The organism is Akkermansia muciniphila, from assembly GCF_040616545.1.
GTDB lineage: Bacteria > Verrucomicrobiota > Verrucomicrobiia > Verrucomicrobiales > Akkermansiaceae > Akkermansia > Akkermansia muciniphila_E.
The window spans coordinates 973,341-999,786 of record NZ_CP156688.1; the positions used below are offsets into that span (position 1 = coordinate 973,341).

Sequence of the window (26,446 nt, forward strand, 5' to 3'; positions counted from 1 at the left end):
TCAAGTTAATAATAAATATTATAATATCCACAATATTCTGTCTAGCACCTTCACGGGAAAACCTCTATTACGTCATGGAACGGAGGGGAAGTTCAACGCCGCCTGTGTTATTATTGACTAAGAAAGGGGGGCGGGCTTAGATATGCTCTTCTTCCTTTTCTCTGTCTTATGGATCAAGCAGCGCACCAAGAAAAATCACATGCGGCCTTTTCCTCCGTCCTGTGGTCCGCCTTTTTGACGGGGATCAAGCTCTGGGCCGGTATCGTGACGGGCAGCTTGGGCATTATTTCCGAGGCCCTGCACAGCGGCCTGGATCTGATGGCGGCGGCCATGACTTTTTACGCCGTGAAGGTGGCCGCACGTCCCGCGGATGAAAGCCACCCGTACGGGCATGAGAAGGTGGAGAACCTTTCCGCGCTGGCGGAAACGGCCCTGCTCCTGATCACCTGCGCCTGGATTGTCTGGGAGGCGGTGGACCGCCTGTTTTACAATGAGGCGGAGATCACCCTCACCTGGTGGGCTTTTGCCGTGGTGGCCGTCTCCCTGCTGGTGGACGTGAACCGCTCCGCGATGCTCCGCCAGGTAGCCAAAAAGCACAAGAGCCAGGCACTGGAGGCGGACGCCCTCCACTTCACCACGGATATCTGGTCTTCCGCCGTGGTGTTGCTGGGCCTTTTCTGCGTATGGCTGGCCCATCTGGTTCCCGCGGAGTCCGTCTGGCACGGGCTGCTGGAAAAGGCGGACGCCGTCGCTGCCCTGTTTGTGGCGGCCCTGGTTTGTTCCGTAGCCTTCGGCCTTGCCAAGCGTTCCATTCACGCCCTGATGGATGGAGGATCTTCCGCCCTGACGCATCAGGTGCTGGCCGCCATGAAGAAGAACGCCCCGGATTACCCGGTCAAGCGCATCCGCCTACGCGACGGCGGCGCACGCATTTTTGTGGAGCTGGATGTGGAAGCCCCCGCGGAGCTGCACGTGGACGACGCCCACGACGTGGCGGAGTCCATTGAGGGCATTGTGAAGTACGAGCTACCTGAAGCGGATGTCATTGTCCATATTGAACCGGCTAGGGAAAACCTTTCCAACATGGAGCCGGACACGGTCGTCCACCGGCTGGCGCTGCGCCACCACGTCCGCATTCATGGTTTTTACGCCGGCAGGGGCAAGCATGCGCCCTGTTATTTCATGGATGTGGAGATTCCTGCGGACTGGCCTCTGGAACGGGGTTACCATGTGGTGGAATCGTTCAGGGATTCCGTGCGGCACGCTCTCAAACCGGAGAAGGTGATCTGCCGCATTGAGCCGGATTGCCGGGACATGAAGGCGAACGCCATTCCGGAACACGTTTCTCCGGAGGAAGTCCGGCTTAAGGTGAATCTCATCCTCCAGCAACACAGGAATATTTGCCAGGTTCTCAAGCTGGACCTGGCGCGGGAGGATAATTTCCCAACCCTAACGTGCGTGTGTTCCGCGGATGCCGCCCTGACCATCCGGGAATGCCACCAGATTGCCTCACAACTGGAAAACCAGATAGAAAACGCCCTGCACCATCTGGGCCGCGTCACCGTTATTCTGAAACCGTCCAAATAAACAGCATCTTATTCCCGCACAAAGACCACTTTCCACCCATTATGAAACAAAACAAGTACGACGATAACGCTTTTTTCCGGAAATACAGCCAGATGGACCGCTCCGTGAAGGGGCTGGAAGGAGCCGGAGAATGGAAGACGCTGGAACGGCTCCTGCCGGATTTCCGTGAGAAGGACGTACTGGACCTGGGATGCGGCTTCGGCTGGCACTGCCGGTATGCGGCGGAACACGGGGCGGCCTCCGTCCTGGGGGTGGATATTTCCTCAAAGATGATCGCCAAAGCCCGTTCCATGGGAAATGAGGGCATCATTGAGTACCGCTGCATGCCCATGGAAGACATCCAGCTGCCCGAGGCTTCCTTCGACATTGCAATCAGTTCCCTGGCCTTCCATTATACGCCGGATTTCAACGAGATTTGCCGGAATGTCTTCCGCTGGCTCAAGCCGGAAGGCGTCTTTGTCTTCTCCGTGGAGCATCCCGTTTTCACCGCCCAGGGAACGCAGGACTGGCAGCGTGATGAATCAGGAAAAATCATGCACTGGCCCGTGGACCGTTATTTCACGGAAGGGCCGCGGCAGGCTCTCTTCCTGGGAGAAGAGGTGACCAAATACCACAGGACGCTCACTTCCTACCTCGGCGCGCTGGCCGCAAACGGATTTGAGGTCACGGCCCTGGTGGAACCCCAGCCGCCGCAGGAACTTCTGGAGTCCGTGCCCGGCATGCAGGATGAACTGCGCCGCCCCATGATGCTGATTATCTCCGCCCGCAAGAAGTAGCACACACGGTTATCAGCGCCCGGCAACGGGAGTTCCGGGAACTTCCCGGTCCAGCTCCGCCCGGATGCGCTGGCGCTCGGAAACGATCTGTTCGTCGTCCGCGCCGCCCTCACGCAGGAAGTATTCCGCCATGGACAGGGCCACTTCCGATTCCGAGGAGAAGACCTGGGAGGCTCCGGCCTCCTTCAGCACGTCCACATCCCTCATGTACTTGGTGTGAATCATCACGTCAATGTGGGGGTTGAGTTCCAGGGCCACTCTCACGATCTCCCTGGCATCCGGAATGGAGGCGGAGAGAATCAGGCTTTCCGCATATTCAATGCCCGCATGGCGCAGGATTTCCCGCTGGCTGGCATCCCCGTAAACGATGTCTCCGCCCTGTTCCCTTATCGCGGTAACGGTATCTATGTTCATCTCCACAATGACGACTTCCACCCCGTTGTCATTCAGTATTCTTTTAAGAATGCGCCCCGTGGGGCCAAACCCTACCAGCACCACGCGCCGCGCGTCCGGCGATGGAAGGGCCATGCTGTTCACCCCGCCCATGTCCGTAAGACCAATGCCGCGCTTTTGCAGCCACTTGACCACAGGGCCAATCCGGCGGTACAGGATGGGATTGAGAGAAATGGAAACCACGGCCGCCAGAATGATGGCCTGGTTGGCGTCCGGAGGCAGAATATTGTACATGAGCCCCATCCCGGCAAGGATGAAGGAGAATTCACCCACCTGCGCCAGGGCCACGGATACGCTCAGAGCCAGCGGCAGCGGACGCCGCAGGCACCTCACCACCACATAGGCCGCCAGGGGCTTGCCGACCATGACCACCGCCAGCGTCGCCAGGGCCAGCGGCCAGCAGTCCCCCACGGACATGGGGTCAAACATCATTCCCACGGAAACAAAGAAGAGCACGGCAAAGGCATCCCGCATCAGCATGGCCTCCGCCGCCGCACGCGCGCAGAAGTCAGACTGGCCCACGACCATGCCCGCCAGAAAGGCGCCCAGCACCATGGAGGCGCCGAAGAACTCCGCGGAACACACCGCCACGCCCAGCGCAATGACAAGCACGGCCAGCGTGAACAAGTCCCGCGCTCCCGTCCGCGCCACGTAGCGCAGCACCAAGGGAATGATCTTTTTCCCGGCAAACAGCGTCAGGGCCACCAGGAGGGATAGCTTGACGAACATCCACCCCAGTTCAAGGAGAATGCCGTTCCAGTCCCCGGCGCCGCTCTGGCGCGCTTCCATCACCGCGGGGATGAGCACCAGCAGTAGAATGGTGAAGAGGTCTTCCACCACCAGCCAGCCCAGGGCCACATGGCCGCTTGGCGTGTGAAGGTTCTGGTTATCCTCCAGCACCCGGGTGAGCACCACCGTGCTTGCCACGGAAATTGCCATGCCGAACACCAGTCCGGAAATGGTGGACCATCCGAACATCCAGCCCACCAGCACCCCAAGCACGGTTGCCACGGAGATCTGCACCGCGGCCCCCGGCACAGCCACCTTCTGCACGGCAATCAAATCCTTCAGATGGAAATGAAGCCCCACCCCGAACATCAGCAGGATAACGCCCAGCTCCGCGAATTGTTCCACGGTATGGGTGTCCGCCACAAAGCCCGGCGAGTACGGCCCCACCACCACCCCGGCCAGCAGGTACCCTACCAGCGGAGACAAATGCAGTTTTCTGGCAATAAGACCGAAAAGGAGGGCAGCGGTCAATCCGCCGACAAAAGTGAAGATGAGGCTGAAATCGTGATCCATACGCGCGTGTCAGGTGTGGGAATGTTCTTTGACCGCCAGGTCATTCCCACGCTACCGCGTTTGATTTCCTCCCACAAGAACGCATTGCGGCGCACCGGAATGCAGTCGCACTTTTTCAAGACCTCCGATCCAACGCCCGGAAAACGGGGATTTTCCGGATTCTACCATATTTTTATTATTATTAAAAATACTGTTTTTATTTTACTTTCAACTGTTTCTGATTGACTTCACTGACACGGGCTACCTATAACGTGCGTTGATGAAACTCACCCTATTTATCCTGTCATATCTGGCGGGCCTCTCTATCCTGGCCCCCATGGGCTGGGCGGCCACCCATGAAATCACTACCAAAAACTTCCACATCACTCTCCTCGGCAACGGGGACGGTCCGGCGGACTGGATGGGGACCCGTGACTGGAGTGACGCCCAGATAGCCGCCGTCACCACCACGCTCAATATCTGGGATGACACCTTCCGCAATACCGCCTCCCGGAAGATAGAAGCGACCATCTCCTGGGGAGCTCTTGAAGAGGGCGTTTTAGCAGGTTCTTTCTCCAATTATGTCGAATACGACGGGGAAAACTACAATGCGGCCACTTCCACAGAAGTCATCTGGAAAGAAGGGGAAGGCCTCGCTCTGGAAGAAGGGGAGATGGATTTCAGGCTCCAATTCAATCCCATCTACGGCTTCAGCACAGGCAATACCACTCCCCAGGACTCTACGGACTTCATCAGCGTCCTCCTGCATGAAATCGGACACAATGTCGGTTTCAACTCGCTGAACAACGCAGGAGCATACGGAGAGTACTACACGATCTGGGATTCCCTGATCACGGATGCCCAGGGCAACCATCCGGGAGAGGCGGGCTTCAATTACCAAACCGGCGTTTCCTATACCATCGGTTCCGGTGGCCTCACTGTTTACAATCCCTTTATTTTCAATCCCGGTTCCAGCATGTCCCACGTGGATGCTTTGAGCGATCCGGAGGCGCTGATGCAATATTCCATCGGGACGGGCATCCAGAGGAGAGACCTCAGCGGCCTGGAAAAAGCCCTCCTTGCGGAGATGGGCTGGGTACTCAAGGATGACCCTACCTATTATGCATCCGTGGACGGCGCTTCCATCACGGACCAGATTGACCTGGATTTCTTCACCTCCGTTCTCGTCAACCGGAACATGACTATTGATCCGGGTGACGGAGCCACCATTATCCTGCCTTCCCTGAGAGGGGACAAGGCGGAATACAACGTCACCATTACCGCCGGGAAATCCCTGACCGTCAACCTTTCCAACACGGCCATGGATTCCATCTGCGCGGGCGAGGTCATCGGCAATGACGCCAACTTCCTCAAGACGGGAGGTAAAAACCTGGTGCTGGCCGGCGGCTTCTCCACCACCGGCGCCCTGGACGTGCAGCAGGGTGGCCTGGTGCTTTCCGGCGCTTCCAACACTATCGGGGAACTGAAAATAAACGGGGGCGCCTTCGGCGTGTCCCAGCTCGCCAAGGAGGAAGCCACGGCAGAGGTAGGAAAGCTGACGGGCACCAAAGGCTCCATCAACCTCCTTCATTCCACCCTTACCCTGACCGGAACGGACAACACCATTTACAGCGGCCTGAAACTGGTAGGCATCGGAACCATCGCCCTGACGGAAGGAAAATCCCTCACCTTTGACGGCAGCAATACCATTGGAGACGCCATCTACATTGACGGGTCCCGGAACGGAACCGTGCATATCACTCAGGGCACGCTGTCCTTCACCAACCAGGCCCGGATGGAAATAGCCGCACTGGCCCTGGATTCCGGCACTTCCGCCCTGAATGCGGGAGCCACGCAGAATATTGTCATCCATTCCATCACGGGAGACGGCATTCTGGCGGCCCAGGGCGGTAAAATCACGCTGGATACGGCAAATCCCCTTACCTGGAACGGAACTCTCCAGGGCACGGGCACGCTCAGCAAAAAAGGAGATGGCGATCTGACGCTGGGCGGCGCAGGCACTGCGGGATTCCATCTGGACTCCTCCAGCGGCACCATCATCCTGACCGCAGAATCCTCCGCCTACGGCGCCATGACGCTGAACGGCGGCGGCATTTCCATCTTCCATGCCTCCTCCACCACGCGCCTGAACGGACAGGAAGGCGCCCTGACGCTGAATGACGCCGCGCTGTCCATCAGCGGAACGGCCAATCTCCTGACGGAAAAAGCCTCCATCACCGGAACCGGCATCCTCCAACTGAACGCGGATTCCATGCTCACCGTCCGCAACGGCAACAAGCTGGACACGGACATCACCATCGGCGGTTCCGGCCTCCTGGTTATACAGGGAGGAACCTTCACCCTGTCCGGGGATGCAAAATTTGACGGGGCGGCGGTCTCCGTGGGCCCGGACTCCGCGGGCGCCGCGCTGGACCTGGGCTCCACGCGCAATTCCGTAACAGGCGGCCTGCTGGGGAAAGGCTCCGTGGCCTTCAACAATGGGGAACTTGGCATCCATGCGGAGAAATCCTCCGTCTTCTCCGGCTCCTTCCAGGGGAACGGCACGATCAACAAGACCGGGCAAGCGGGATGGACTTATACCGGAGCAGGGTCAACCACCCTGAACCTCAACATTACGGAAGGCGGGGTGTCCCTGATCCGGGATTCTGCCAATCCCATTCTGCTCAACTCCCTCACGGTGGGGTCCGGCGGCACGCTCACGCTTGCCATGGCATCTGCCGGAGCCGCCCATAACACCACGCTTCTTCTCAACGGGGCAAGCCAGTTCATGAACGGCTCCACCATCACGCTCGTGATCAATCCCCTGCTGGCGCAGAACAACACGCCCTTCATTTCCACGGAAGACGGAGCCACGCTGACCGTCCAGGGAGACCGCAACGGGACCACCCTCAACATTGAATCCAATGTCGCCGCGCCGGAAAGAACGCTTGAACTGGTTCTCTTTGAAGGAGATCTGGTGGGTGCTGATCTCAATATCAACGCCTACGGCGCATTGGGAACCTATTATTCCGACCTGCATGCGGAAGAGCGCGACGGACGGATCGTGCTGACCGGCACGCGCAAGGCGGACAATGCCCTGCTTTCCACGGCTGACACCTCCAATTCCGCCGCCGGGGCCGTCCTGCTCTGGAACTGCGACAAGATTGAAGACGGAACGGAGCTGGGCTATCTGAACCGCGCCGTTTCCGATGCCTGGAATGACGGGGACTACTCCAGAGCCAACCGCCTGCTGAGCGCTTCCGCGGGTACGGCCATTCCCGGCATCCTGGCCGCCCAGAGGTCCGGCCTGCGGAGGGAAATGACCTTCCTCCGCAATCGGGCGGAAACCATGGGCCTTAATCCCAACAACCTCCCGGGGGACCTTCCCCAGGTAAACGGCTGGATTGAAGCCAACACGGGGAGGGACTCCCTGGACGGCTCCAATGAAGGCAACGGATTCACGCTCAATTCCTGGGGCGGCACGGCCGGACTGGACGTCAACTGCACGGAGAATTTCACCGTGGGCGGCGCTTTCTCCGCCAACTACGGGGATTACTCCTCCGACGGAGCTGATTCCGCCTCCGGCAATCTGGATACCTATTACGTCAGCCTCTTCGGCCACTACCGTCACAAGAAATGGGGGCACTCCCTCATTCTTTCCGCCGGATGGTCTGATGCAGACATCACCCGCAGCGTACGCCATGATCTGGGGAGCTACCAGACCAGCTTCAGCACCACGGGCATGAGCTTCGGGGCCATGTACGAGCTTACCTATGACCTAGCTCTCAACAAGCGCCGGACGGCCATCCTCCAGCCGGTCGCCAACGCCAGCATCATGCGTTCCTCCGTGGACGGCTTCAATGAAGCCGGCGCAGGCGGCGCGGGGCTCCGTGTGGATGACATGGACATGACCACCGGAAGCGTTGCCGCCGGTCTGCGCTTGAAAGGGGTTCTGGGCACCAGCCTGACCGGGCGAGACATCACGGGAGAATTCCGCGTCCTCGTCTCCCAGGACTTCGGAGATGACAAGGCCCAGGCCAATGTGGCCTATCTTGCCAATCCGGGCCTCGTCCAGACCATCAGAGGCGCCAAGCTTGGCCGTACCGGCATCCAGCTGGGCGTGGGCCTCAACATCCCGTGCGCCGACTATGGCGCGGTTTATGTGGACGGCAACGCCGACCTCCGCTCCGGAGACACCTCCATTGGCGCGGCCCTCGGTTACCGCTATAACTTCTGATCCGGCCCAAGCCGCATTTGACAAGCGCCATGCCTGCACTCCGGGCATGGCGCTTTTATGTCCTGTTTCCCAACTTCAAGCGCACATGCCGCTTCAACTTCCCCAAACGCTTTCCCGCGGACTTTCATTCCTCCCCCTGCATGTATTTGATATTTATCAGGCTTACTTGTTATTTTATTTGAATTTAATAGAAATATATTCCATATTTATTAAAAATAAACCCTTATCAAATTCATGACGGGAGATTCAATATTCGAGGAACAATGGGCACTCCTCCGGAAGGAAACGGAAATGGATTCCGCTGTCCTCCGGGAAAAACTGGAACACTTCATTTTCCGCCAGTATGGCCTGATGGTCCTGACGCACTACATCAAAGCCCTGTCCATCCTGGAACTCAGCCATCACTTTTACCTGCGGTTCCGCAGGAGAAGCCGCTCCCTGGCGGAATCCATTCTTTACTGGACCGTCCTCGCGGAAACGAATATCCACATGACGCTCCAGGGGGTAAAGGATGAACCGCCTTTCATCAAGCCGCACGCGGGAACTGAAACAACTTCCCAGCTTGATATGTTAAAAGACTGCTACCTCCTTTATCTGAAAGACAGGCAGCACTCCTGCTGGCCGCCGGATTCCCGCAGGAGCCGCCTCATCCGGGACAAATGGAACGCGCCGGAGCTGGAGGAGGGCTACTTCCCGGGATTATGCCGGGAAAACACGGACCGCCATTACGCCAACCTCATGTACATCCTGCTGGGGGAAACTCTGCGCTCCCTAGTTTCCCTCCGGCAAATCAGGAACCACGGCAAAAACATGCTGACGCTCAGCCGGGAACAATATTCACAAAACCCGGTTGACGCCCCGTGCACTCCGGCGGCCTCCCGTGACCGGGAATCCGTTCCGGGCCGCAGGCCGTAACCCTACAGAATCAGCATGCAGTCCCCGTAGGAGAAGAATCTGTACCGTTCCCGGATGGCTTCCAGGTAAGCCTTCATGACCAGCTCTTTCCCGGCAAAGGCGCTCACCAGCATCAGCAGCGTGCTCTGCGGCAGGTGGAAATTCGTGATCAGGGCATCCACCACCTTGTACTTATAGGGGGGATAAATAAAAATGTTCGTTGACCCGGCGCACTCCTTCAAGGGCAAACCCTCCGCGGCAGCCACATGTTCCAGAACCCGCACGCTGGTAGTGCCCACGGCAAACACCCTCCCGGCTTCATTGATCGCCCGGGCGGTGGCTTCAGGCAGGAAAAAATGCTCCGTGTGCATCTGGTGGTCTTCAATCCTGTCCACCTTGACCGGGCGGAACGTCCCCACGCCCACGTGAAGCGTCAGAAAATCATGAGGAACGGACGCCAGCAGCTCCGGCGTAAAATGCAGGCCCGCCGTAGGGGCGGCAATGGCTCCCTCATGCCTGGCGTAAACGGTCTGGTAGCGCTCCTTGTCGGACGGGTCGCTCTCCCGGTTCATGTAATGGGGAAGCGCCAGGCGCCCGTACTTCTCCTCATCCACCTCCCGGTCAAACCGGATGAGGCGGTAGCCTTCCTCATCAATGCCTTCCACAGTGCCCACCGCTTCTCCAATGGCCACTGTACGCCCCAGCTTCATCTTGCGCCCCGGACGCACCATGCACTTCCACAGCAGTGGGTTAAGCACCTCCGCACGCACAATTTCAATAGACCCGTCATTGGAAAAATACCGCGCCGGAACCACCCTGGTATCATTCAGGATAAAATGGTCCCCCGCACGCACATACTCCGGCAAATCACTAAAATGCCTGTGCTCAATCAGGCCCGTGTCCCGGTGGATGACCATCATCCGGGAAGCGGCGCGGTCCGGAAGGGGCCGGTCCGCAATCAATTCTTCCGGCAGCGGATAATCAAAATCAATGGTGCGCACGGCCAAGTGCATTGCCACGAATCCGCTGAAAGGTCAATACCTTTAAACCATAGGTAACACAATTATATCTTTGCCTGTACCGGATAATATGATATGGAATGGAACATGAACAACTTGCTGTCAGCAAACATTTCCAACACCACTGCCTGGGGGACCATCCTGGTAGTCGTCCTGGTCATCTTCCTGGTTATCTTCTTCGCCATCATCGCCAAATTCTTCAAGACATGGCTGCGCGCACGGCTGGCAAAAGCTCCCGTCTCCATGAGCAACATGCTGGGGATGTGGCTCCGGAAAGTGCCCTACCCCCTGGTGGTGGACACGCGCATTACGGCTGCCAAGGCCGGACTGGACATCAGCACGGATGAACTGGAAGCCCACTTCCTGGCCGGCGGCGACATCGTGGACTGCGTGCTGGCCCTGATCGCCGCGGAAAAAGCCGGAATCCCGCTGAGTTATGACCGCGCCTGCGCTATTGACCTGGCCGTGAAAGGCACGTCCAAAACCGTGCTGGAAGCCGTGAGAACCTCCATCAACCCCCGCGTCATCGACTGCCCGAACCCCAGCTCCGGCCAGACGCGCCTGACGGCAGTGGCCCGTGACGGCATTGCCGTGGCGGTGCGCGCCCGCGTAACGGTGCGCACCAACCTTGACCTCTTCGTCGGGGGCGCCACGGAAGAAACGGTGGTCGCCCGCGTAGGGGAAGGCATCGTTTCCGCGGTAGGTTCCGCCCCCTCCTACAAGGACGTTCTGGAAAAACCGGAAGTGATCTCCCGCACCGTGAGCGACAAGGGCGTGGACGCCGCCACTGCGTTTGAAGTGCTCTCCATTGACATTGCAGACGTGGATGTAGCGGGCAACGTGGGCGCACGCCTCCAGGCAGAGCAGGCGGAAGCGGACAAGCAGATTGCCCAGGCCAAGGCGGAAGTGCGCCGCGCCGCCGCCGTAGCCACGGAACAGGAAATGGCCGCCAAGACGCAGGAAATGCGTGCCAAGGTGGTGGAAGCGGAAGCTCAAATCCCCATGGCCATGGCGGAAGCCTTCCGCAACGGCAACCTGGGCGTGCTGGACTATGCCCGTTACCAGAACGTGGTGGCTGACACCCGGATGAGGGACTCCATCGCCAAGCCGGATACCTCTCCTTCCTCCATTAAATAAACTTTCCGGCCTCCGGAGAGACCCGGACGGCCTCTCCGGAGGCCCCCTCCTTCCTTATGGATTTACTGGCATACATGCTTGCCTCCGGCGGCGATGACGACCACTTGAAAATCTGGTTCTGGGTGGTCGTGGGGGCCATCTACCTCATCAAGATGGTGGTAAATTTCCTGAAACCAAAAGAGGAGGAAAAGGAAAAACCCATTCTGGACACGGAGGACAATCATGAAAAACGCGTGAAGGAGGTTATTGCGGAAATGCGCCGGACTCCTCCGCAACCTCCGAAGCCGGCACCACAGCACGCACCGCGCCCTTCTGCGCCTCCTGTGGAGCTCCCCAACCCCTCCGTGGCCCGCAAGCCGCGCCCTGCACCGGCCCCCGTGCCGGAACAGGCCGTGCCCACTGCCCAGCAAGCAGCCCGGAACGTTCTGGAGCAGTACGTGAAAGCTACGGAAGAAGCACAGCAGTCCATGCGAGCCCTGTCTGACGCGGAGCAAGCCGCCCTGCGCCGTTTACAGGAAAGGGAAATGAAGGAAAACCTTCCTGAACCGCTCCCGGCGGTTGCTCCAGACAGCCCCCTTACCCTGAAAAATTCCCTGCGCCGCTCCCAATCCCTGAAAACGGCTATTCTTTATCAGGAAATCCTGGGCAAGCCCCGTGCCCTCCGGGGCGTCTCCTTCAGCGGGGAATAGGGAGGAACTTTCCCCCGTGGTTGAGCCGGCGGCTCCTTCATGTCTTCCGATGGACGCGCTTCTGAAAGCAAGGGGCCAGTTCCTTCACCTTCCGGATTTTGCCCACCCTGCGGGGTTCATGCGGTACATTCCGGGAAAACCGGTTTTCCGGACCTCGTAACGATGAAACCTGGACTCCGTACGGGGGCAGCAGGCCGCTTCCTTCCCGCTCTTCTGCCCGGGAAAACCGCCTCCCGCACTATTCCCCGTTCACCCTTTTCTCCATTCTCCCTTGCCTGGAAAAGAAAGCGGAGGTACCCTTCTCCCCGCAATGACAGATACACCTTTGCAGATAGCCGGACGCCAATTCACCTCCCGCCTGATGGTGGGAACGGGAAAGTTTTCTTCCAATGAAAGCATGAAAGATGCTCTGGAGGCTTCCGGCTCTCAAATTGTTACGGTGGCTCTGCGCCGGGCGGACCTGACGGGCTCCCATGATCCCGCCGCCAATATCCTGGACTTCATTGATCCGGAAAAACACCTCCTTCTCCCGAACACCAGCGGAGCGGCCACGGCGGAAGAAGCCGTGCGCCTGGCGCGTCTGGCCGTGGCGGCCGGTCTTCCCAACTGGATCAAGCTGGAAATCCACCCGGATGCCCAGTACCTGATGCCGGACCCTATAGAAACGCTCAAGGCGGCGGAAATTCTCGTCAGGGAAGGCTTCACGGTGCTTCCCTACATCAATGCGGACCCCGTGCTCGCCAAGCGGCTTCAGGAAGCCGGAGCAGCGGCGGTGATGCCCCTGGGCGCGCCGATCGGCACCAACAAGGGCGTTCTCACCAGGGAACTGGTCAACATCATCATTGAACAAGCCGTTGTTCCCGTCGTGGTGGATGCCGGGCTGGGGGCGCCCAGCCACGCGGCGGAAGCTCTGGAAATGGGAGTGGACGCCGTGCTGGTCAATACGGCCATCGCCGCCGCCGGAGACCCTGCGGGCATGGCAAAAGCCTTTGCCCTGGCCTGCCGTGCAGGCCGCATGGCCTATCTGTCCGGCCTTCCCTCCGTCTCCGCCAAGGCCGCCGCCACCAGTCCCCTCACTTCCTTCCTGCATTAAAAGCAGGAGCGGGGAGCCTCTTCTTTACTGCCGCGGCTCAGGGGGCCTGGGACGCCGCCGTTTTCGCCATCTTCCTGCGAATCAGGAACTCCAGAACGAAGCAGGCAGCCACAAACAGGACAATCAGCGGAATCAGGTAAGGCTGGCTGAAGAACATCTGGTAGAAAAAGGCGCCCAGAATAAACAGCATCAGCAGGAATCCCAGGATAATCAGCAGGATGTTCCCGTTCGTCTCCTTCCGTAACCGCCAATGGGCTACGAACACCGCCAGATAGCTGATCAGGAAACATGCCCCCGCCAGATTGGCGATGGCTACCAGGTTAAAGGCATTCGTCATCACCAGAATGCCCAGCAGCAGGTAAAAAAAGCCCTCTGTGCCGTTCCCCCAGAATGGCCGTTTGAAAATGGCACCCAGCTGCCCGTTGTGGGCCAGGGCCCTGGAAATGTCCAGCATGCTGAACATGGTGGCATTAATGGCTGACGCCGTGGCAATCAAGGCCGCTACGGAGACGGCCATGAACCCCCACACGCCCAGCACGGGATAGGCGGCCTGCGCTACGGCGGTTTCCGTATGGCTTTCCAGGGAAGTGGCGGGAACATTGGACAGCACCACGTAGGAAAGTACCAGATACAGCACCAGCACGATGCCGATCGCCACGAAAATAGCCATGGGCAACGTTTTGGCCGGGTTCTTCAGATTGCCCGCCGTATTGGCCATCATGCCGTAACCGGCAAAAGCGAAGAATGTCAGCCCCACGCTCCCCAGCAGGCCGTCCAGCCCCTTTACCGGAATGGGGTCCGCGCCCACCGGCACGGTAGAACCGAAGCTGGCAAGCATCAGCACTGTCAGAATCAGCAGCTTGAACGCCACCATCACCACCTCCGATTTCCCGACGGCCTTGGCCCCGCCCATGTTCAGCGCCCCCAGCAAAAGAATGGCAACGCTGGCAAAAAGGGCGGTGGAGTACATGCTGACCACTCCGTCCGGCAAAAACAGGCGGGACGCGTACGCGCCAAAGGACTTGGCGACCAGAGCCACGGTGATGACCAGCGTTCCCAAATAAATCAATGTGAGCGCGCCGGACAAGGTCTTGTGGGAAAACGCCTGATTGAAATAATCCATGATTCCTCCGGAACCGGGATAACGGGAGCCCAGCTTGGCATACGTATAACCGGAAAGCAGGGCGGCGGCGCCCCCCAGCAGGAAAGACCAGTACACGTTTTTGCCCGCCATCAGGGTCGCCTGACCCATAAGGGCGAAAATTCCCGCTCCCACCATGGAACCTATTCCCAATGCAATCACGCTCCACAGGGATAAATATTCTTTTGGAGCCTTTCCGTGCATAAGGGAATTAGAAAGCTCAGCCCCTCGGAACGTTGACCTTTCGCCGCGGCATGACACGTCTGCCGGTTCCGGACGTACAACGTCATCATGACTATTCCGGCACGGCTTTCCCCTTGAACCGCCCTCAGGGGACATGTAGGGTACGGCTGATGATCAAAACCGCCATTTTTGACTTTGACGGAACCCTCGCGGATACGTTGCCCCTGTGCCGGGAAGCCTTCCGCCGGGCTGTGCGGGATCTGGACGGCAGGACGGTGACGGATGAAGAAATAGAACGCCAGTTCGGGCCGGACGACCTGGGCGTCATTCAAAGGCTGCTTCCCGGAAAACCGGAGCTCCACGAACGCGGCAGGGAGCTTTTCATCCGCCATTACCGTGAACTTCACCCGGAACTGGCCCCCGCCCCCTTCCCCGGCGTCCACGAGCTGCTGCACGCTCTCCGCAGCCGCGGCGTCCGGCTGGCCATGGTCACCGGCAAGCGCCTGGAAAGCGCAGACATTTCCCTCCGGTTCTTCCACCTGGACGGATTCTTTCCCATTCTGGAAACGGGCTCCCCGGAAGGAGGCATCAAGCCGGACTGCATCAAGCGGGCGCTGAACCGCCTGAATTCCACCGCTGAAGAAGCCATCTACATTGGAGACTCCCCCACGGACGTGGACGCGTGCCGCGCCGTCCCCATCCGCATTCTTGCCGCAGGCTGGGCCGCGGAAGCGGACGTGGAAGGGCTGAAAGAACGGAAGCCGGACTACCTGCTGACCCGCTTTGAAGACATGGACCGCTTTTTCCGGGAGCATGCGCCCGGAACGCCGGGCGGACCGGCGCCGCTCCATGGTGGAAATGAAGGCCTTTAATATTGCAATCCCGCAGGAAATCAGACACCATTGTTCACCCCGTTAAAACCAATCCTTCAATGACTTCCCAGAAAGAATCCGGAAAAGAGGGCCTGAAAATCCTGCTCATGCTCGCCAGCGTCATCGTCATCACGGCCGGACTGCATGCGGGAAAGCCGGTACTGCTTCCCATCGTTCTATCCGGCTTCCTGGCTATTGTCAGCTATCCGCTGACCTCCTTTTTCAAAGGGCGCCTGCGCTTTCCGCACTGGCTGGCAGTGACCTTCACGGTCATCATGGACTTTGGTATTCTGGTGGGGCTCGGTTATCTGGCCCAGTACCTGGGGCAGGATCTCGCCAACACCGTTACGAACAAATACCAGCCCATGCTGGTGGAAAAAATCCATGAACTCCGCGCCTTCCTGATTGAACATGACTGGAACAACCTGGCGGACCAGGTACTCCAGGAACTGCCGGACCTGCTCAATGGCCAGCGCATCGTGGCGTTTTCCACGGGAGTCATGGGACAGCTCGCCTCCATGCTGACCTTCACCACCCTCATCCTGATCCTGATGACCTTCTTCCTGGGAGAGGCGCCCCGTTTCCGGATGAACATCAACAAGCTGGGGAACAACAGCGACACGGGCATCCGCAAATTCTCCAAAGCCCTGGCCGGAGTCCAGAAATACCTGATCATCAAAACCTTCATCAGCGCGGCTACGGGCCTGCTCGCCTTCCTGCTTTGCTACTACATGAAGGTGGACTTTCCCCTGCTGTGGGGCATCGTGGCCTTTGCGCTCAACTTCATTCCCACCTTCGGCTCCATCATCGCGGCCATTCCCCCCACCCTGCTCGCCATGCTGCTGATCAGCCCTACGGCGGGCATCATCGTGGCCGGCGGCTATCTGGTAATCAATACGGCCCTGGGGAGCTGCCTGGAACCCATGCTGCTGGGGCGCCAGTTCGGCATCGTCACCAGCATGGTGCTGCTCTCCGTCATCTTCTGGGGCTGGGTCTGGGGTCCCATCGGCATGCTTCTGGCGGTACCCATAACCATGCTGATCAAGCTGGGGCTGGAAAGCTCCAAGGACCTCGCCTGGATCGCCCAGCTCATCGACAACCCTCCCACGCCCAGATTCCCGCTCCCCCCTCTCCATTCCGGGAAAACCAACGAAAGCACAACCAAGGAATAATCCATGCATTCATTCGCATACAAAAACGGCACGCTCTACTGTGAAAACGTCAACCTCCAGGAACTGGCGGACAAGGAAGGGACGCCCCTGTACGTTTACAGCAAGCAGACCATCCTGAACCATTTCCACCGCCTCCGGGAAGCCCTGGCGCCCCTTAACGCGGAAGTGGCCTACGCTGTCAAGGCCAGCTCCAACATCGCCATCCTGAACCTCATGGCCCGCAACGGCGCGGGGTTTGACATCGTTTCCGGCGGCGAGCTCTTCCGCGTCCTCAAAGCCGGGGGAGACCCTTCCAAATGCACTTATGCCGGAGTGGGAAAAACGGAGCAGGAAATCCGCTACGCCCTGGAACAGGGCATTTACTGCTTCAACGTGGAATCGGAGGCGGAACTGCGTGCCATTAACTCCATTGCCGCATCCATGGGAGTGAAAGCCCCGGTAGCCGTGCGCGTCAATCCCAACGTGGAGGCGGGAACGCACAAATACATCACCACCGGCAAGGCTGAAAACAAATTCGGTGTGGACTTTGAACTCATTGAGCCTCTTTACGAGATGGCGGCCCGCGAACTTCCGCACCTCCAGTTGAAAGGCCTGCAAATGCACATCGGCTCCCAGCTCACCCAGGCGAAACCCTTCCTGGAAGCCGTCAGGAAAGTGGCTCCGCTGGCCGCCACGTTGAAAGAAAAGCACGGCATTGAATTCTTCTCCATAGGCGGCGGCATCGGCATCGTTTACCAGGACACGCTGGATTCCGGCGTTCAGGAATGGTGGAACGAGGACTGCGCCCAGCTCACGCTGAGCACGTATGCCCAGGCCGTCGTACCCACCCTCCAGCCTCTGGGACTGCACATCATCGTGGAACCGGGGCGCCTCATCGTGGGGAATGCCGGCGCGCTCATCACCCGCTGCCTGTATGAAAAAACGGGAAAGGCAAAGACCTTTAAAATCGTGGATGCGGGCATGAACGACCTCATCCGTCCCGCCCTCTACCAGGGTTATCATGAAATCATTCCGGTAAAGGAACACCTCTCCGAATCCTGCATCACCACGGACGTGGTGGGCCCCATCTGCGAATCCGGGGACTTCCTGGCCCAGAACAGGGACATGACGGACGTGCGCCAGGGAGAACTCCTGGCCGTGCTGTCCGCCGGAGCCTACGGTTTTTCCATGTCCTCCAACTACAATTCCCGCCCCATGGCGGAAGAAGTCCTGGTGGACGGAAACCAGTGGAACGTCATCCGCAGCCGCCAGACCTGGGAAGACCTCATCCGGGGAGAATCCATTCCGGAATAATCTCTCCCCCCTTCAATTCCTCTTCAGGGGATGTCCCTCCAGGGTAAAACCGGGAATGGGCATCCCCTTTCCAGTCCTTTCCGCATCCGGAAGTCAAATCCCGTAAAGCCGCCTTGCAAACGCCTGCGGAATGTACTATTTACGTTAAAACTTTTTCCTCCCTTTCTTGGTCATGTTTTCCAAAAGCCTCTTTCTGGCCGCCGGCCTCCTGTCTGCGTCAGCCGCCTTCTCCCTGCCCTCCAGGCCCGTACCGGGAAACCCGGCCATCATCCCTCTTCCATCCGCGCTGGACATGGAAAAGAACAAGCCGGGATTTTTGGTTAACAACGTGCTGTCCGTTTCCAAAAAGGGAGACAAAAGCTGCATTGCCTCCTTCGTGACGGGGTTCTCCGACAACCTCCGGCAAATCAAAATCAGCCCGGCCCCCTCTGCGGCCAATGCCGTGCAGATCCTCCTGAAAAAAGACGCTTCCCTGTCTCCGGAATGGTACTCCGTCAAGGTCACCACGCAGGGCGTCACCGTCTCATGCACATCCCCTGCCGGGGCCTTTTATGCGGCGCAGACCCTCAAGCAATCCTTGGAGAAGGATGCCTCCGGCCGCTGGGCCCTTCCCTGCATGACCATCACGGACAGCCCGCGCTTCACATGGCGCGGCATCATGATTGACAGCGGGCGCAACCCCCGGTCCATTGAGGAGCTGAAAACCATCATTGACCTGCTCGCCCGTTACAAGGTGAACACCATCCACTGGCACCTGACGGAAGACCAGGGCTGGAGGCTGGAAATTAAAAAGTATCCCAGGCTCACTTCCATCGGCGCCACCCGGCCGGAAAGCCCCATCCCGGGCAACCGCAACAAGGGGGACGGCAAGCCCTTCACCTTCTTCTACACCCAGAAGGAAGTGAAGGAACTGGTGGACTACGCCAAACGCAGGCACATCACCATCGTGCCTGAAATAGAAACTCCGGGACACGCTGCGGCCGCCATCACGGCCTATCCCGAATTCGGCAACAAGGACATTCCCGGCTACAAGCCGCGGGTGGCGACGCGCTGGGGCATTCTTCCCTTCACGTTCAGTCCCACGGAACCCACCTTCAAATTCATTGACGGCATTCTGGAAGAAGTCTGCCAGCTTTTCCCGGATTCCCCCTACATCCACATAGGCGGGGACGAAGCCCCCAAGCAGCAGTGGAAGAACTCCCCCCAGGCGCAGGAGGTAATGAAGAAAAACGGCCTGAAAAACGAACAAGAGCTCCAGAGCTACTTCATCCACCGCGTGGAAAAGCTCGTTAACGCGCGCGGCAAGCAAATAATCGGCTGGGATGAAATCCGGGAAGGCGGCCTTTCCAAAACGGCCACCCTGATGGTCTGGCACGATCCCGGCATTGCCAGGGAAGCCGTCAAGCACGGAAACAAGGTCATCATGACCCCGTTTGAAAGCACGTACCTGATCCGGCAGGAAGGCCCGCATCCGGAAGGGCCCGAATATGAAATGGCTACTTTCTCCGTCATCCCCCTGCAAAAAGTCTACAACATGAATCCCATCCCCAAGGGAATTACCCCGGAACAGGAAAAAAACGTCCTGGGCGTGCAGGGAAGTTGCTGGAGCGAATACATGACCACGCTGGCCAAGTGGCAGTACATGGTCTTTCCGCGCATGTTCGCCATCGCGGAACTGGGCTGGACGCAGCCCGGCCGCAAGGATTTTACGGATTTCAAGGAGCGCCTGGACAGGCACAAGCCTTTTCTGGACGCGCTGCGCGTCAACTACCGGACGGACTCCGGGGAACCGGCGCAGCCGGAGGCAAAAATGATCCGTGAATGACCATGTCCCGCAAGAGCGCGGCGCCCCCTGCGCGCGCCGGAGTTCAGCCTTGCCCTCCTGAAAAAAAACACCTATCATACCGCCGTTATGCCAATAGCCACACCAGAACAATACATCAACATGCTTGAAACGGCCAAGAAGGAAGGCTATGCCTATCCGGCCGTCAACGTGACCACGATCGAAGTGGTCAACGGCGCCCTCCGCGCCTTCTCCGAAGCCAAAAGCGACGGCATCATCCAGGTCTCCATCGGCGGCGGCAAATTCGCCTCCGGCACCTCCATCGGCAATTCCGCCCTTGGCGCCATTGTTCTGGCGGAAGCCACGCGCCGCCTGGCTGAAAAGCACAACGTGCTTGTGGCCCTGCACACCGACCACTGCCAGCCCGAACACGTGGACACCTTCCTGCGCCCCCTGATCGCTGAATCCCGCCGCCGCGTGGAACGCGGTGAAGCCCCCCTCTTCAACTCCCACATGCTGGACGCCTCCACCCTCCCCATGGCTGAAAACCTCAAGCTCTCCCGGGAACTGCTGAAGGAATGCGCCGAACTGGGAATCGTTCTTGAAATTGAAATCGGCGTCGTGGGCGGCGAAGAAGACGGCGTAGACAACTCCGGCCACCCCGCCGACAAGCTTTACACCTCTCCGGAAGACATGCTGATGACTTATGAAGCCCTGGCCCCCCTCGGCAAATTCATGCTGGCCGCCACCTTCGGCAACGTGCACGGAGTGTACAAGCCCGGCCACGTCAAGCTGAAGCCCAGCATCCTGCGCGACGGCCAGGAAGCCGTAGTCGCCAAGCACGGCGAAGCGGCCCGCATGCCCCTCGTCTTCCACGGCGGTTCCGGCTCCGAGCTTTCCGACATCCGCGAAGCCGTTTCCTACGGCGTGGTCAAGATGAACATCGACACCGATACGCAGTACGCCTTCACGCGCCCGATCGTCTCCCACATGTGCGAACACATCAACGGAGTGCTCAAGATTGACGGTGAAGTGGGCAACAAGAAGGACTACGATCCCCGTTCCTACCTCGCCAAGGGTGAAAAGGGAGTCGCCGCCCGTCTCCAGGAAGCCGCAGACAACCTCATGTCCGCCGGCAAGACCCTCTTCGGCAAGATCTAAACAGCTCTCTTAAAAGCTTTATAAAATGCCCGGTTCCTTTCAGGAAACCGGGCATTTTTCATTACCTGCCTCCTCTTCGTAAAAAAGAGATTGTCAGCGTCCCGCAGTTTGCCTAGGGTTAGCAGGAAAGCCTATGACTATCCTTTCCCTCGTTCTGAAGCTCTGCCATCATCTTCCCGGTGCCTCGGAAAAACACCGGCAAAGGATGGAAAGGAAAATGGCCTTTTACGAACGGACCAAGGGGTTCCGCCGTTTTTTCAGGCCCCCATACGTCTTTTTATTTGGTGCCCCGTTTCACTCCAATCTGGGTGACCAGGCGCAAATGGAATGCATTATCAACTGGATTAAGAACAATCTGCCCGGTTACGAAGTATTTATCTCCACCTACACAAACACCACTCCGCGCCTCCTGCGGAAAATACGCAAATACATCCGAAAAAAAGACATACTCCTGTGCCACAGCGGATACCATATGACGGACCTGTACGACGAACAATCCCATTATCTTCGTCTCGCGCAGCTCTTCCCGGACTACCCGCTGACCATACTTCCCCAAACCATTCATTATCAGGATAGCTCGTGTGCTCAAGCGACGGCTGACGTTCTTAACCGCCATCCCAACTGTACGCTGTTCTGCCGGGATGGGCATTCTTATGAAACGGCTAAAGAACTGTTCCACCACTGCCGGCTTTTCCTTTATCCTGATATCGTGACCTCTCTCATCGGGAAAGTTCAATTGCCCGCCCATCCGCGCAAGGGAGTTCTCTTCTGCATGCGGAACGATAAGGAAGCCTTTTACCAGCCTCAGGCCATAGCCGGGCTGCGCAGGGAACTGGAACCCTTTATCCTTACAGAACAGACGGATACTACCATTGATACTCCGGCGGCGGAGTTGACTGTACGAAGAAGGGAAATTCTTGATTCAACCTTTCGCTACTTCTCCCATTTCCAAGTTATTATTACCGATCGTTACCACGGAACCATTTTCTCATTAATCAGCAATACACCCGTGATTGTACTCAATTCCACCGACCATAAACTCTCCTCCGGAGTCAAATGGTTCCCGGGCTCATTCAAAGAGTATGTCCATTTTGCCGAATCTCTTGAACAGGTTCCCTCTCTTGTCCGGAACATCCTGGAGCACTTCCCCAAGGAACCGCTGCCGCCTTATTTTTCGGAAAATTACTATGACCATTTGTTAGAAAAGCTTCAGCTTCCAAAAGTATGATCAGCATCTGTTCGGCCACTGAATGCACGGGATGTTCCGCGTGTTTTTCCATCTGTCCCAAAAAAGCCATTTCCATGGTTCCCGACCAGGAAGGGTTTTTACATCCGCAGATAGACCAGGTTCTCTGTATTGACTGCAATTTATGCACACAGGCATGTTCGGCTCTTCATGAACCGGAGCGTGGAAACAGGCTCTCTGAAGAATTGTTTTTTGCCGCTTACCACCAGGATGAAGCCATACGCATGTCTTCTTCTTCCGGGGGGGCTTTTTCTGCTCTGGCTTCATGGATGCTCCAGCAGGGCGGCTATGTATGCGCGGCTGCCTATGATGATGATTTCAAAGGAGTGAAACATATCATCGTACACTCGGAAGAGGAGATGCCACGGCTGCGCACGTCCAAATATACGCAAAGCAGGATAGGGGCATGTTTTAATGAAATCCGGCAAATGTTGAGGAAAGGCCAAAAAATCCTTTTCGTGGGAACCCCCTGTCAAACATCGGGATTACATCTTTTTCTGAAAAAGGAATATGCCGGCTTGCTGACTGTAGACATCGTTTGCCACGGTGTTCCCTCCCCGGTCGTCTTTGCGGATTATATCAGTTATTTGGAACGTAAACACGGAGCTTTCATCAGTAATTACAGCTTCCGTGATAAAAAATGGAGCTGGTACCATTTCAATACAAAGGCTGAATTTAAAAACCGCAGGTCTCCATATCTGGGAACGTGGGAAGAGGACGTGTTCATGCGTGGATTTTTACGGGACTATTTCCTGAGGGAAAGCTGCTATGCATGCAAATACAGCAAGCATCAACGCTATGCGGATATCACCCTGAGTGATTTCTGGGGCTACCATTCTTCTGACGGAGGCTTTGAAGATGATGACAAGGGTATCTCCATGTGCATGTGCAACACGGAAGAAGGGAAGCAGGCTTTTGAAGCCATCAAACCTTCACTGGTGTGGTGCGTGCGCCCCAGAGAAATGAGCCTCTGCAACGGCGGATTTTCTCCCCGCCTGGCTACCCGGGAAGAAAGAAAAGCTTTCCTTGAAGAATACCGCCGCATCGGCTTTGAAGAGGCCGTTCCCAAATACATGTATCCCGAACAGGTTTCTGATGAATTGAAGGTTCTATACTTCTGGGGACGCGGCCACAGTAAAAAATTCCTGAAGCGTTCCAGAAAAATATTGCGCTTTATGAGAAAAATAAAAAGAATCTTTAAAAAGGCATCCTGACTTTTGACGCATTCTCCGGGTCCTGCAACCCCGCACTGAACCTTTCCCAAGGAGGCAATAAGGAGAACCGTCTTTCATTCACAGTACCCCACCAAAGGAAAAGCCCGCGTTACAGCGGGCTTTTCCGGCTTGTAGAGAGATCAATTCCCGGCCTTGCGGGACTCCCTCACGCGGTCGTTGGCGTTCAGGATGCGCTTGCGCAGGCGGATGAAGTGGGGAGTGGCTTCCACCAGTTCATCAGGTTCAATGTACTCAATGGCGCGCTCCAGTGAAAAGATGACGGGAGGGGAAAGCTGGATGCCGTCACCCTTCGTGGCGGACCGGATGTTGTTCAGGTGCTTTTCCTTGCACGGATTGACCGGCATGTCCATCTGGCGCGGGTTTTCACCCACGATCTGGCCCTCGTAGATATCTTCCTGGGCTCCTACGAACAAACGTCCGCGTTCTTCCAGGGCCACCAGTGCAAAGGGAGTGGAGACGCCCGTTTCCATGGAAACCAGCGTTCCCGTGGTACGCGTGGTGATGTCTCCGGCGTAAGGGCCGTAATCCCGGAACAGGTGGGAGAAAATGCCGTGGCCGGATGTCAGGTTGACCAGCTCAAACTCAAACCCGATGATGCCGCGGGTAGGAATGTAGGCTTGAATGAAGGTATGGCCTGTCCCTTCCTTGCACACCATGTCTTCCATCTGCCCTTTGCGGGCATGGAGAAGCTTCATGACGCCATTGGCGTGTTCGTCCGGAACTTCCACGTAGATCGTTTCATACGGTTCCGTAAGGCGGTCGTTCTCATCCCTCTTCATGATGACGGTGGGACGGGAGACGCACAGTTCATAATTTTCACGGCGCATGGTTTCCACCAGCACGGCAATCTGCATGGCGCCGCGGGCGGAGACGGAAAAGACGCCGGCCTTGTCCGTATCTTCCACCTGGATGGAAATATTCGTGCGCATTTCCCTGATCAGGCGGTCACGGATCACGCGGGAAGTAACATTCTTGCCGTCACGGCCGCCGAAAGGCCCGTTGTTGATGGAAAACTCCATGGAGATGGTGGGCGGGTCAATCGCCACGAACGGCAGGGGTTCCGTCTCTGCGGAACCGCCCAGGGTCTCCCCGATGTTCACGTTTTCAAACCCCGCCACACCTACGATGTTGCCCGCCACGCCAATGGCGGAATCCGTGGCGCCCAGGCCGGAATATTCAAACATGCGGGTCACCTTGCCGGAGATGCAGGTGCCGTCGCTCTGATGAAGCCAGACGGTGTCCCCTTTCTTCACGGTGCCTGAGGTAATGCGGCCGATGGCCACGCGGCCTACGTAGTCATCCCAGTCAATATTGGAAACGAGCATCTTGAACTCGCCTTCCGGATCGGCATCCTTCGGAGCGGGAATGTGTTCCACAATCTTGAACAGAAGGGGCGTGCAGTCCACGGGAGGTTCCCCCTCCATGGAATTCATAAAATAGCCGTCGCGGGCGGAACCGTATACAAAGGGGGCTTCAAACTGCTCGTCCGTAGCACCCAGTTCCAGAAAGAGTTCCAGCACCTGGTCATGCACTGCGGCGGGGTCCGCATGAGGACGGTCGATCTTGTTGATCACCACGATGGGCATCAGCCCCTCCTGCAAGGCTTTGCGGAGCACGAAGCGCGTCTGGGCCTGCGGACCTTCAAAAGCGTCCACCACCAGGAGCACGCCGTCCACCATCTTCATCACGCGCTCCACTTCGCCGCCGAAGTCGGCGTGCCCGGGCGTATCCACAATGTTGATGGTATAGCCATTCCAGAGGATGGAAGTATTCTTGGCCTTGATCGTAATGCCTTTTTCACGTTCCAGATCCATGGAGTCCATGGCGCGTTCCTGCACGGCCTGGTTGGCCCGGTAGGCTCCCCCCGCCTGCAAAAGTTGGTCAACCAGGGTCGTTTTCCCATGGTCAACGTGAGCGATAATAGCGAGGTTGCGGAACTTGGAAGGGTCTGACATTGCGCGCGAGAGCTAAAAGCACTGGAAAATAAATGTCAAGCCTGCTCCATGAATACCTCCATATATTTTTTACGCGCGCGCGTGCCGTGACAGCCGCAGGTGACGGAACTTTTATCTTCTACGGTGAATTTATAGCTTCCCCCTGCCTTCAAATGGGGCTATCCTGCTCTGGCATAAATAATTTCTAATTTTAGACAAGATGAAGATTTGGTTAGATGGAAAGCTGGTGGAGCAGGAGGAGGCCAAGACCTCCGTTTTTGACCACGGTACGCTATACGGAGACGGCATTTTTGAAGGCATCCGGTTTTACAACAAGCGCGTCTTCCGCCTGGAGGACCACATGGACCGCCTGTACGACTGCGCCCATTACCTCCTTCTGGACATTCCCTATACCCGTGAAGAACTCTCCAAGGCCGTATGTGATACGGCGGCGGCTTCCGGCCTGAAAGACGGCTACATCCGCCTGGTGGTGACCCGCGGCATCGGCAACCTGGGTCTCAATCCTTTCAACTGCAAACGCCCCAGCGTCTTCATCATCGCGGATAAAATCTCCCTGTATGATCCCGCCGTATATGAAAACGGCCTGGCCCTGATCACCAGCTCCGTGCGCCGCAACCGTCCGGACGCCCTCTGCCCCCAGGTCAAATCCCTCAACTATCTCAACAACATCCTGGCCAAGATGGAAGCCGTGCGCCAGGGCGTGGCGGAAGCCCTGATGCTGAACGACCTGGGCAACGTGGCTGAATGCACGGGAGACAACATCTTCATCGTGAAGGACGGCGCCGTCTTTACGCCGCCCGTCACGGACGGCTGCCTGGACGGCATCACGCGCCGCGTGGTGCTGGAAATTTGCCGGGAACTGCAAATCCCTGCGGAAGAAAAAACCATGAACCGTTTTACCATCACCTGCGCGGATGAATGCTTCCTGACCGGCACGGCAGCGGAATGCGTCCCGGTCACCAAGCTGGACGCCTACCAACTGGGTTCCGGAAAAATCGGCCCGGTGACGGCCCGCATCCTGGCCCGCTTCCAGGAACTGACCCAGACCACGGGAACGGACTTCTGAGACACGCTGATTCCCTTTTAAACAACAAAAACGGCCCCCCAATCGGCGGGGTCGTTTTTGTTGCATCAGGACCGGAGAGCCGGATGGGATTCATTGACCGGAGTTTTTATAGGGAAAGAGCCCGAAAACCCGCATTCCCGGCAGAGCGGCCAGCAACAGAGACGGAAGAAGGG

The 26,446-nt window shown here is 57.7% G+C and carries 20 protein-coding genes; 16 read left to right on the plus strand and 4 right to left on the minus strand.

What is annotated here, in order from left to right:
• Positions 1-168 precede the first annotated feature (168 nt).
• Together ABGM91_RS03970 and ABGM91_RS03975 are read left to right on the plus strand one after the other, a co-directional pair.
• Positions 169-1,587: a cation diffusion facilitator family transporter gene (locus tag ABGM91_RS03970; RefSeq protein WP_354833863.1), complete on the plus strand. Its 1,419-nt coding sequence runs from the start codon at positions 169-171 to the stop codon at positions 1,585-1,587.
• Positions 1,588-1,628: 41 nt separating this feature from the next.
• Positions 1,629-2,363 (plus strand): class I SAM-dependent methyltransferase, encoded by a 735-nt coding sequence (locus tag ABGM91_RS03975; protein ID WP_354833865.1) that lies wholly within the window; start codon positions 1,629-1,631, stop codon positions 2,361-2,363.
• A gap of 12 nt (positions 2,364-2,375) precedes the next feature.
• On the opposite strand, the gene ABGM91_RS03980 is transcribed toward ABGM91_RS03975, so the two are convergent.
• On the minus strand, positions 2,376-4,118 hold the full coding sequence (locus tag ABGM91_RS03980; protein ID WP_354833867.1) for a cation:proton antiporter: 1,743 nt from the start codon (positions 4,116-4,118) through the stop codon (positions 2,376-2,378).
• On the opposite strand from ABGM91_RS03980, the gene ABGM91_RS03985 reads away from it, so the two are divergent.
• From ABGM91_RS03985 to ABGM91_RS03995, 3 genes are all read left to right on the plus strand, one after another.
• Positions 4,032-4,343 carry a hypothetical protein gene (locus tag ABGM91_RS03985; RefSeq protein ID WP_354834885.1) on the plus strand — a complete coding sequence of 104 codons (312 nt, stop codon included), beginning with the start codon at positions 4,032-4,034 and terminating at the stop codon, positions 4,341-4,343. The two genes, ABGM91_RS03980 and ABGM91_RS03985, sit on opposite strands and share 87 nt — an antisense overlap.
• A gap of 34 nt (positions 4,344-4,377) precedes the next feature.
• On the plus strand, positions 4,378-8,334 hold the full coding sequence (locus ABGM91_RS03990) for an autotransporter domain-containing protein (RefSeq protein WP_354833869.1): 3,957 nt from the start codon (positions 4,378-4,380) through the stop codon (positions 8,332-8,334).
• Positions 8,335-8,568: 234 nt separating this feature from the next.
• The gene (locus ABGM91_RS03995; RefSeq protein ID WP_354833871.1) at positions 8,569-9,249 is read left to right on the plus strand and encodes a hypothetical protein; all 681 of its coding nucleotides are present in this window, start codon (positions 8,569-8,571) and stop codon (positions 9,247-9,249) included.
• Between the two features lie 2 nt (positions 9,250-9,251).
• Here ABGM91_RS03995 and queA read toward each other — a convergent pair whose 3' ends face one another.
• Positions 9,252-10,229, minus strand: coding sequence for a tRNA preQ1(34) S-adenosylmethionine ribosyltransferase-isomerase QueA (gene queA, locus ABGM91_RS04000; protein WP_354834803.1), 978 nt, complete (start codon positions 10,227-10,229; stop codon positions 9,252-9,254).
• A gap of 105 nt (positions 10,230-10,334) precedes the next feature.
• Between queA and floA the strand changes: the two genes are divergently transcribed.
• From floA to ABGM91_RS04015, 3 genes are all read left to right on the plus strand, one after another.
• On the plus strand, positions 10,335-11,384 hold the full coding sequence (gene floA / locus ABGM91_RS04005) for a flotillin-like protein FloA (protein WP_215426885.1): 1,050 nt from the start codon (positions 10,335-10,337) through the stop codon (positions 11,382-11,384).
• A 56-nt stretch (positions 11,385-11,440) separates the two neighbouring features.
• Positions 11,441-12,073 carry a hypothetical protein gene (locus tag ABGM91_RS04010; protein ID WP_354833873.1) on the plus strand — a complete coding sequence of 211 codons (633 nt, stop codon included), beginning with the start codon at positions 11,441-11,443 and terminating at the stop codon, positions 12,071-12,073.
• A 310-nt stretch (positions 12,074-12,383) separates the two neighbouring features.
• Positions 12,384-13,166 carry a thiazole synthase gene (locus ABGM91_RS04015; protein ID WP_354833875.1) on the plus strand — a complete coding sequence of 261 codons (783 nt, stop codon included), beginning with the start codon at positions 12,384-12,386 and terminating at the stop codon, positions 13,164-13,166.
• A gap of 37 nt (positions 13,167-13,203) precedes the next feature.
• Here the strand turns inward: ABGM91_RS04015 and ABGM91_RS04020 are convergent, their stop codons facing one another.
• A complete protein-coding gene (locus ABGM91_RS04020; RefSeq protein ID WP_354833877.1) occupies positions 13,204-14,646 on the minus strand; it encodes an APC family permease in 1,443 nt (480 codons plus the stop codon).
• 14 nt (positions 14,647-14,660) lie between these two features.
• On the opposite strand from ABGM91_RS04020, the gene ABGM91_RS04025 reads away from it, so the two are divergent.
• The 7 genes from ABGM91_RS04025 (at position 14,661) to ABGM91_RS04055 (ending at position 23,231) form a co-directional block, all read left to right on the plus strand.
• Complete coding sequence (locus ABGM91_RS04025; RefSeq protein WP_354833879.1) at positions 14,661-15,362, plus strand: HAD family hydrolase; 702 nt, start codon at positions 14,661-14,663, stop codon at positions 15,360-15,362.
• Positions 15,363-15,421: 59 nt separating this feature from the next.
• Positions 15,422-16,534, plus strand: coding sequence for an AI-2E family transporter (locus tag ABGM91_RS04030; RefSeq protein WP_290565592.1), 1,113 nt, complete (start codon positions 15,422-15,424; stop codon positions 16,532-16,534).
• A gap of 3 nt (positions 16,535-16,537) precedes the next feature.
• Positions 16,538-17,827, plus strand: coding sequence for a diaminopimelate decarboxylase (lysA, locus tag ABGM91_RS04035; protein ID WP_354833881.1), 1,290 nt, complete (start codon positions 16,538-16,540; stop codon positions 17,825-17,827).
• A 172-nt stretch (positions 17,828-17,999) separates the two neighbouring features.
• Complete coding sequence (locus ABGM91_RS04040; protein ID WP_354833883.1) at positions 18,000-19,652, plus strand: beta-N-acetylhexosaminidase; 1,653 nt, start codon at positions 18,000-18,002, stop codon at positions 19,650-19,652.
• Between the two features lie 87 nt (positions 19,653-19,739).
• On the plus strand, positions 19,740-20,771 hold the full coding sequence (fbaA, locus tag ABGM91_RS04045) for a class II fructose-bisphosphate aldolase (RefSeq protein ID WP_354833885.1): 1,032 nt from the start codon (positions 19,740-19,742) through the stop codon (positions 20,769-20,771).
• 133 nt (positions 20,772-20,904) lie between these two features.
• A complete protein-coding gene (locus ABGM91_RS04050) occupies positions 20,905-21,999 on the plus strand; it encodes a polysaccharide pyruvyl transferase family protein (RefSeq protein ID WP_354833887.1) in 1,095 nt (364 codons plus the stop codon).
• Positions 21,996-23,231, plus strand: a complete 1,236-nt coding sequence (locus tag ABGM91_RS04055; RefSeq protein ID WP_354833889.1) for a Coenzyme F420 hydrogenase/dehydrogenase, beta subunit C-terminal domain — start codon at positions 21,996-21,998, stop codon at positions 23,229-23,231. The genes ABGM91_RS04050 and ABGM91_RS04055 overlap by 4 nt, the downstream gene beginning before the upstream one ends.
• A 140-nt stretch (positions 23,232-23,371) precedes the next feature.
• Here ABGM91_RS04055 and typA read toward each other — a convergent pair whose 3' ends face one another.
• A complete protein-coding gene (typA, locus tag ABGM91_RS04060; protein WP_215426874.1) occupies positions 23,372-25,207 on the minus strand; it encodes a translational GTPase TypA in 1,836 nt (611 codons plus the stop codon).
• Between the two features lie 199 nt (positions 25,208-25,406).
• On the opposite strand from typA, the gene ilvE reads away from it, so the two are divergent.
• Positions 25,407-26,273 (plus strand): branched-chain-amino-acid transaminase, encoded by an 867-nt coding sequence (gene ilvE / locus ABGM91_RS04065; protein WP_354833892.1) that lies wholly within the window; start codon positions 25,407-25,409, stop codon positions 26,271-26,273.
• Positions 26,274-26,446 lie beyond the last annotated feature (173 nt).

Excerpts from the sequence above, each read along its gene's own strand:
- ABGM91_RS03970 (WP_354833863.1), top strand. The coding sequence starts at position 169 with ATGGATCAAGCAGCGCACCAAGAAAAATCACATGCGGCCTTTTCCTCC.
- ABGM91_RS03975 (WP_354833865.1), top strand. The coding sequence starts at position 1,629 with ATGAAACAAAACAAGTACGACGATAACGCTTTTTTCCGGAAATACAGC.
- ABGM91_RS03985 (WP_354834885.1), top strand. The coding sequence starts at position 4,032 with ATGCAGTTTTCTGGCAATAAGACCGAAAAGGAGGGCAGCGGTCAATCC.
- ABGM91_RS03980 (WP_354833867.1), bottom strand. The coding sequence starts at position 4,118 with ATGGATCACGATTTCAGCCTCATCTTCACTTTTGTCGGCGGATTGACC.
- ABGM91_RS03990 (WP_354833869.1), top strand. The coding sequence starts at position 4,378 with ATGAAACTCACCCTATTTATCCTGTCATATCTGGCGGGCCTCTCTATC.
- ABGM91_RS03995 (WP_354833871.1), top strand. The coding sequence starts at position 8,569 with ATGACGGGAGATTCAATATTCGAGGAACAATGGGCACTCCTCCGGAAG.
- floA (WP_215426885.1), top strand. The coding sequence starts at position 10,335 with ATGAACAACTTGCTGTCAGCAAACATTTCCAACACCACTGCCTGGGGG.
- ABGM91_RS04010 (WP_354833873.1), top strand. The coding sequence starts at position 11,441 with ATGGATTTACTGGCATACATGCTTGCCTCCGGCGGCGATGACGACCAC.
- ABGM91_RS04015 (WP_354833875.1), top strand. The coding sequence starts at position 12,384 with ATGACAGATACACCTTTGCAGATAGCCGGACGCCAATTCACCTCCCGC.
- ABGM91_RS04020 (WP_354833877.1), bottom strand. The coding sequence starts at position 14,646 with ATGTCCCCTGAGGGCGGTTCAAGGGGAAAGCCGTGCCGGAATAGTCAT.
- ABGM91_RS04025 (WP_354833879.1), top strand. The coding sequence starts at position 14,661 with ATGATCAAAACCGCCATTTTTGACTTTGACGGAACCCTCGCGGATACG.
- ABGM91_RS04030 (WP_290565592.1), top strand. The coding sequence starts at position 15,422 with ATGACTTCCCAGAAAGAATCCGGAAAAGAGGGCCTGAAAATCCTGCTC.
- lysA (WP_354833881.1), top strand. The coding sequence starts at position 16,538 with ATGCATTCATTCGCATACAAAAACGGCACGCTCTACTGTGAAAACGTC.
- ABGM91_RS04040 (WP_354833883.1), top strand. The coding sequence starts at position 18,000 with ATGTTTTCCAAAAGCCTCTTTCTGGCCGCCGGCCTCCTGTCTGCGTCA.
- fbaA (WP_354833885.1), top strand. The coding sequence starts at position 19,740 with ATGCCAATAGCCACACCAGAACAATACATCAACATGCTTGAAACGGCC.
- ABGM91_RS04050 (WP_354833887.1), top strand. The coding sequence starts at position 20,905 with ATGACTATCCTTTCCCTCGTTCTGAAGCTCTGCCATCATCTTCCCGGT.
- ABGM91_RS04055 (WP_354833889.1), top strand. The coding sequence starts at position 21,996 with ATGATCAGCATCTGTTCGGCCACTGAATGCACGGGATGTTCCGCGTGT.
- typA (WP_215426874.1), bottom strand. The coding sequence starts at position 25,207 with ATGTCAGACCCTTCCAAGTTCCGCAACCTCGCTATTATCGCTCACGTT.
- ilvE (WP_354833892.1), top strand. The coding sequence starts at position 25,407 with ATGAAGATTTGGTTAGATGGAAAGCTGGTGGAGCAGGAGGAGGCCAAG.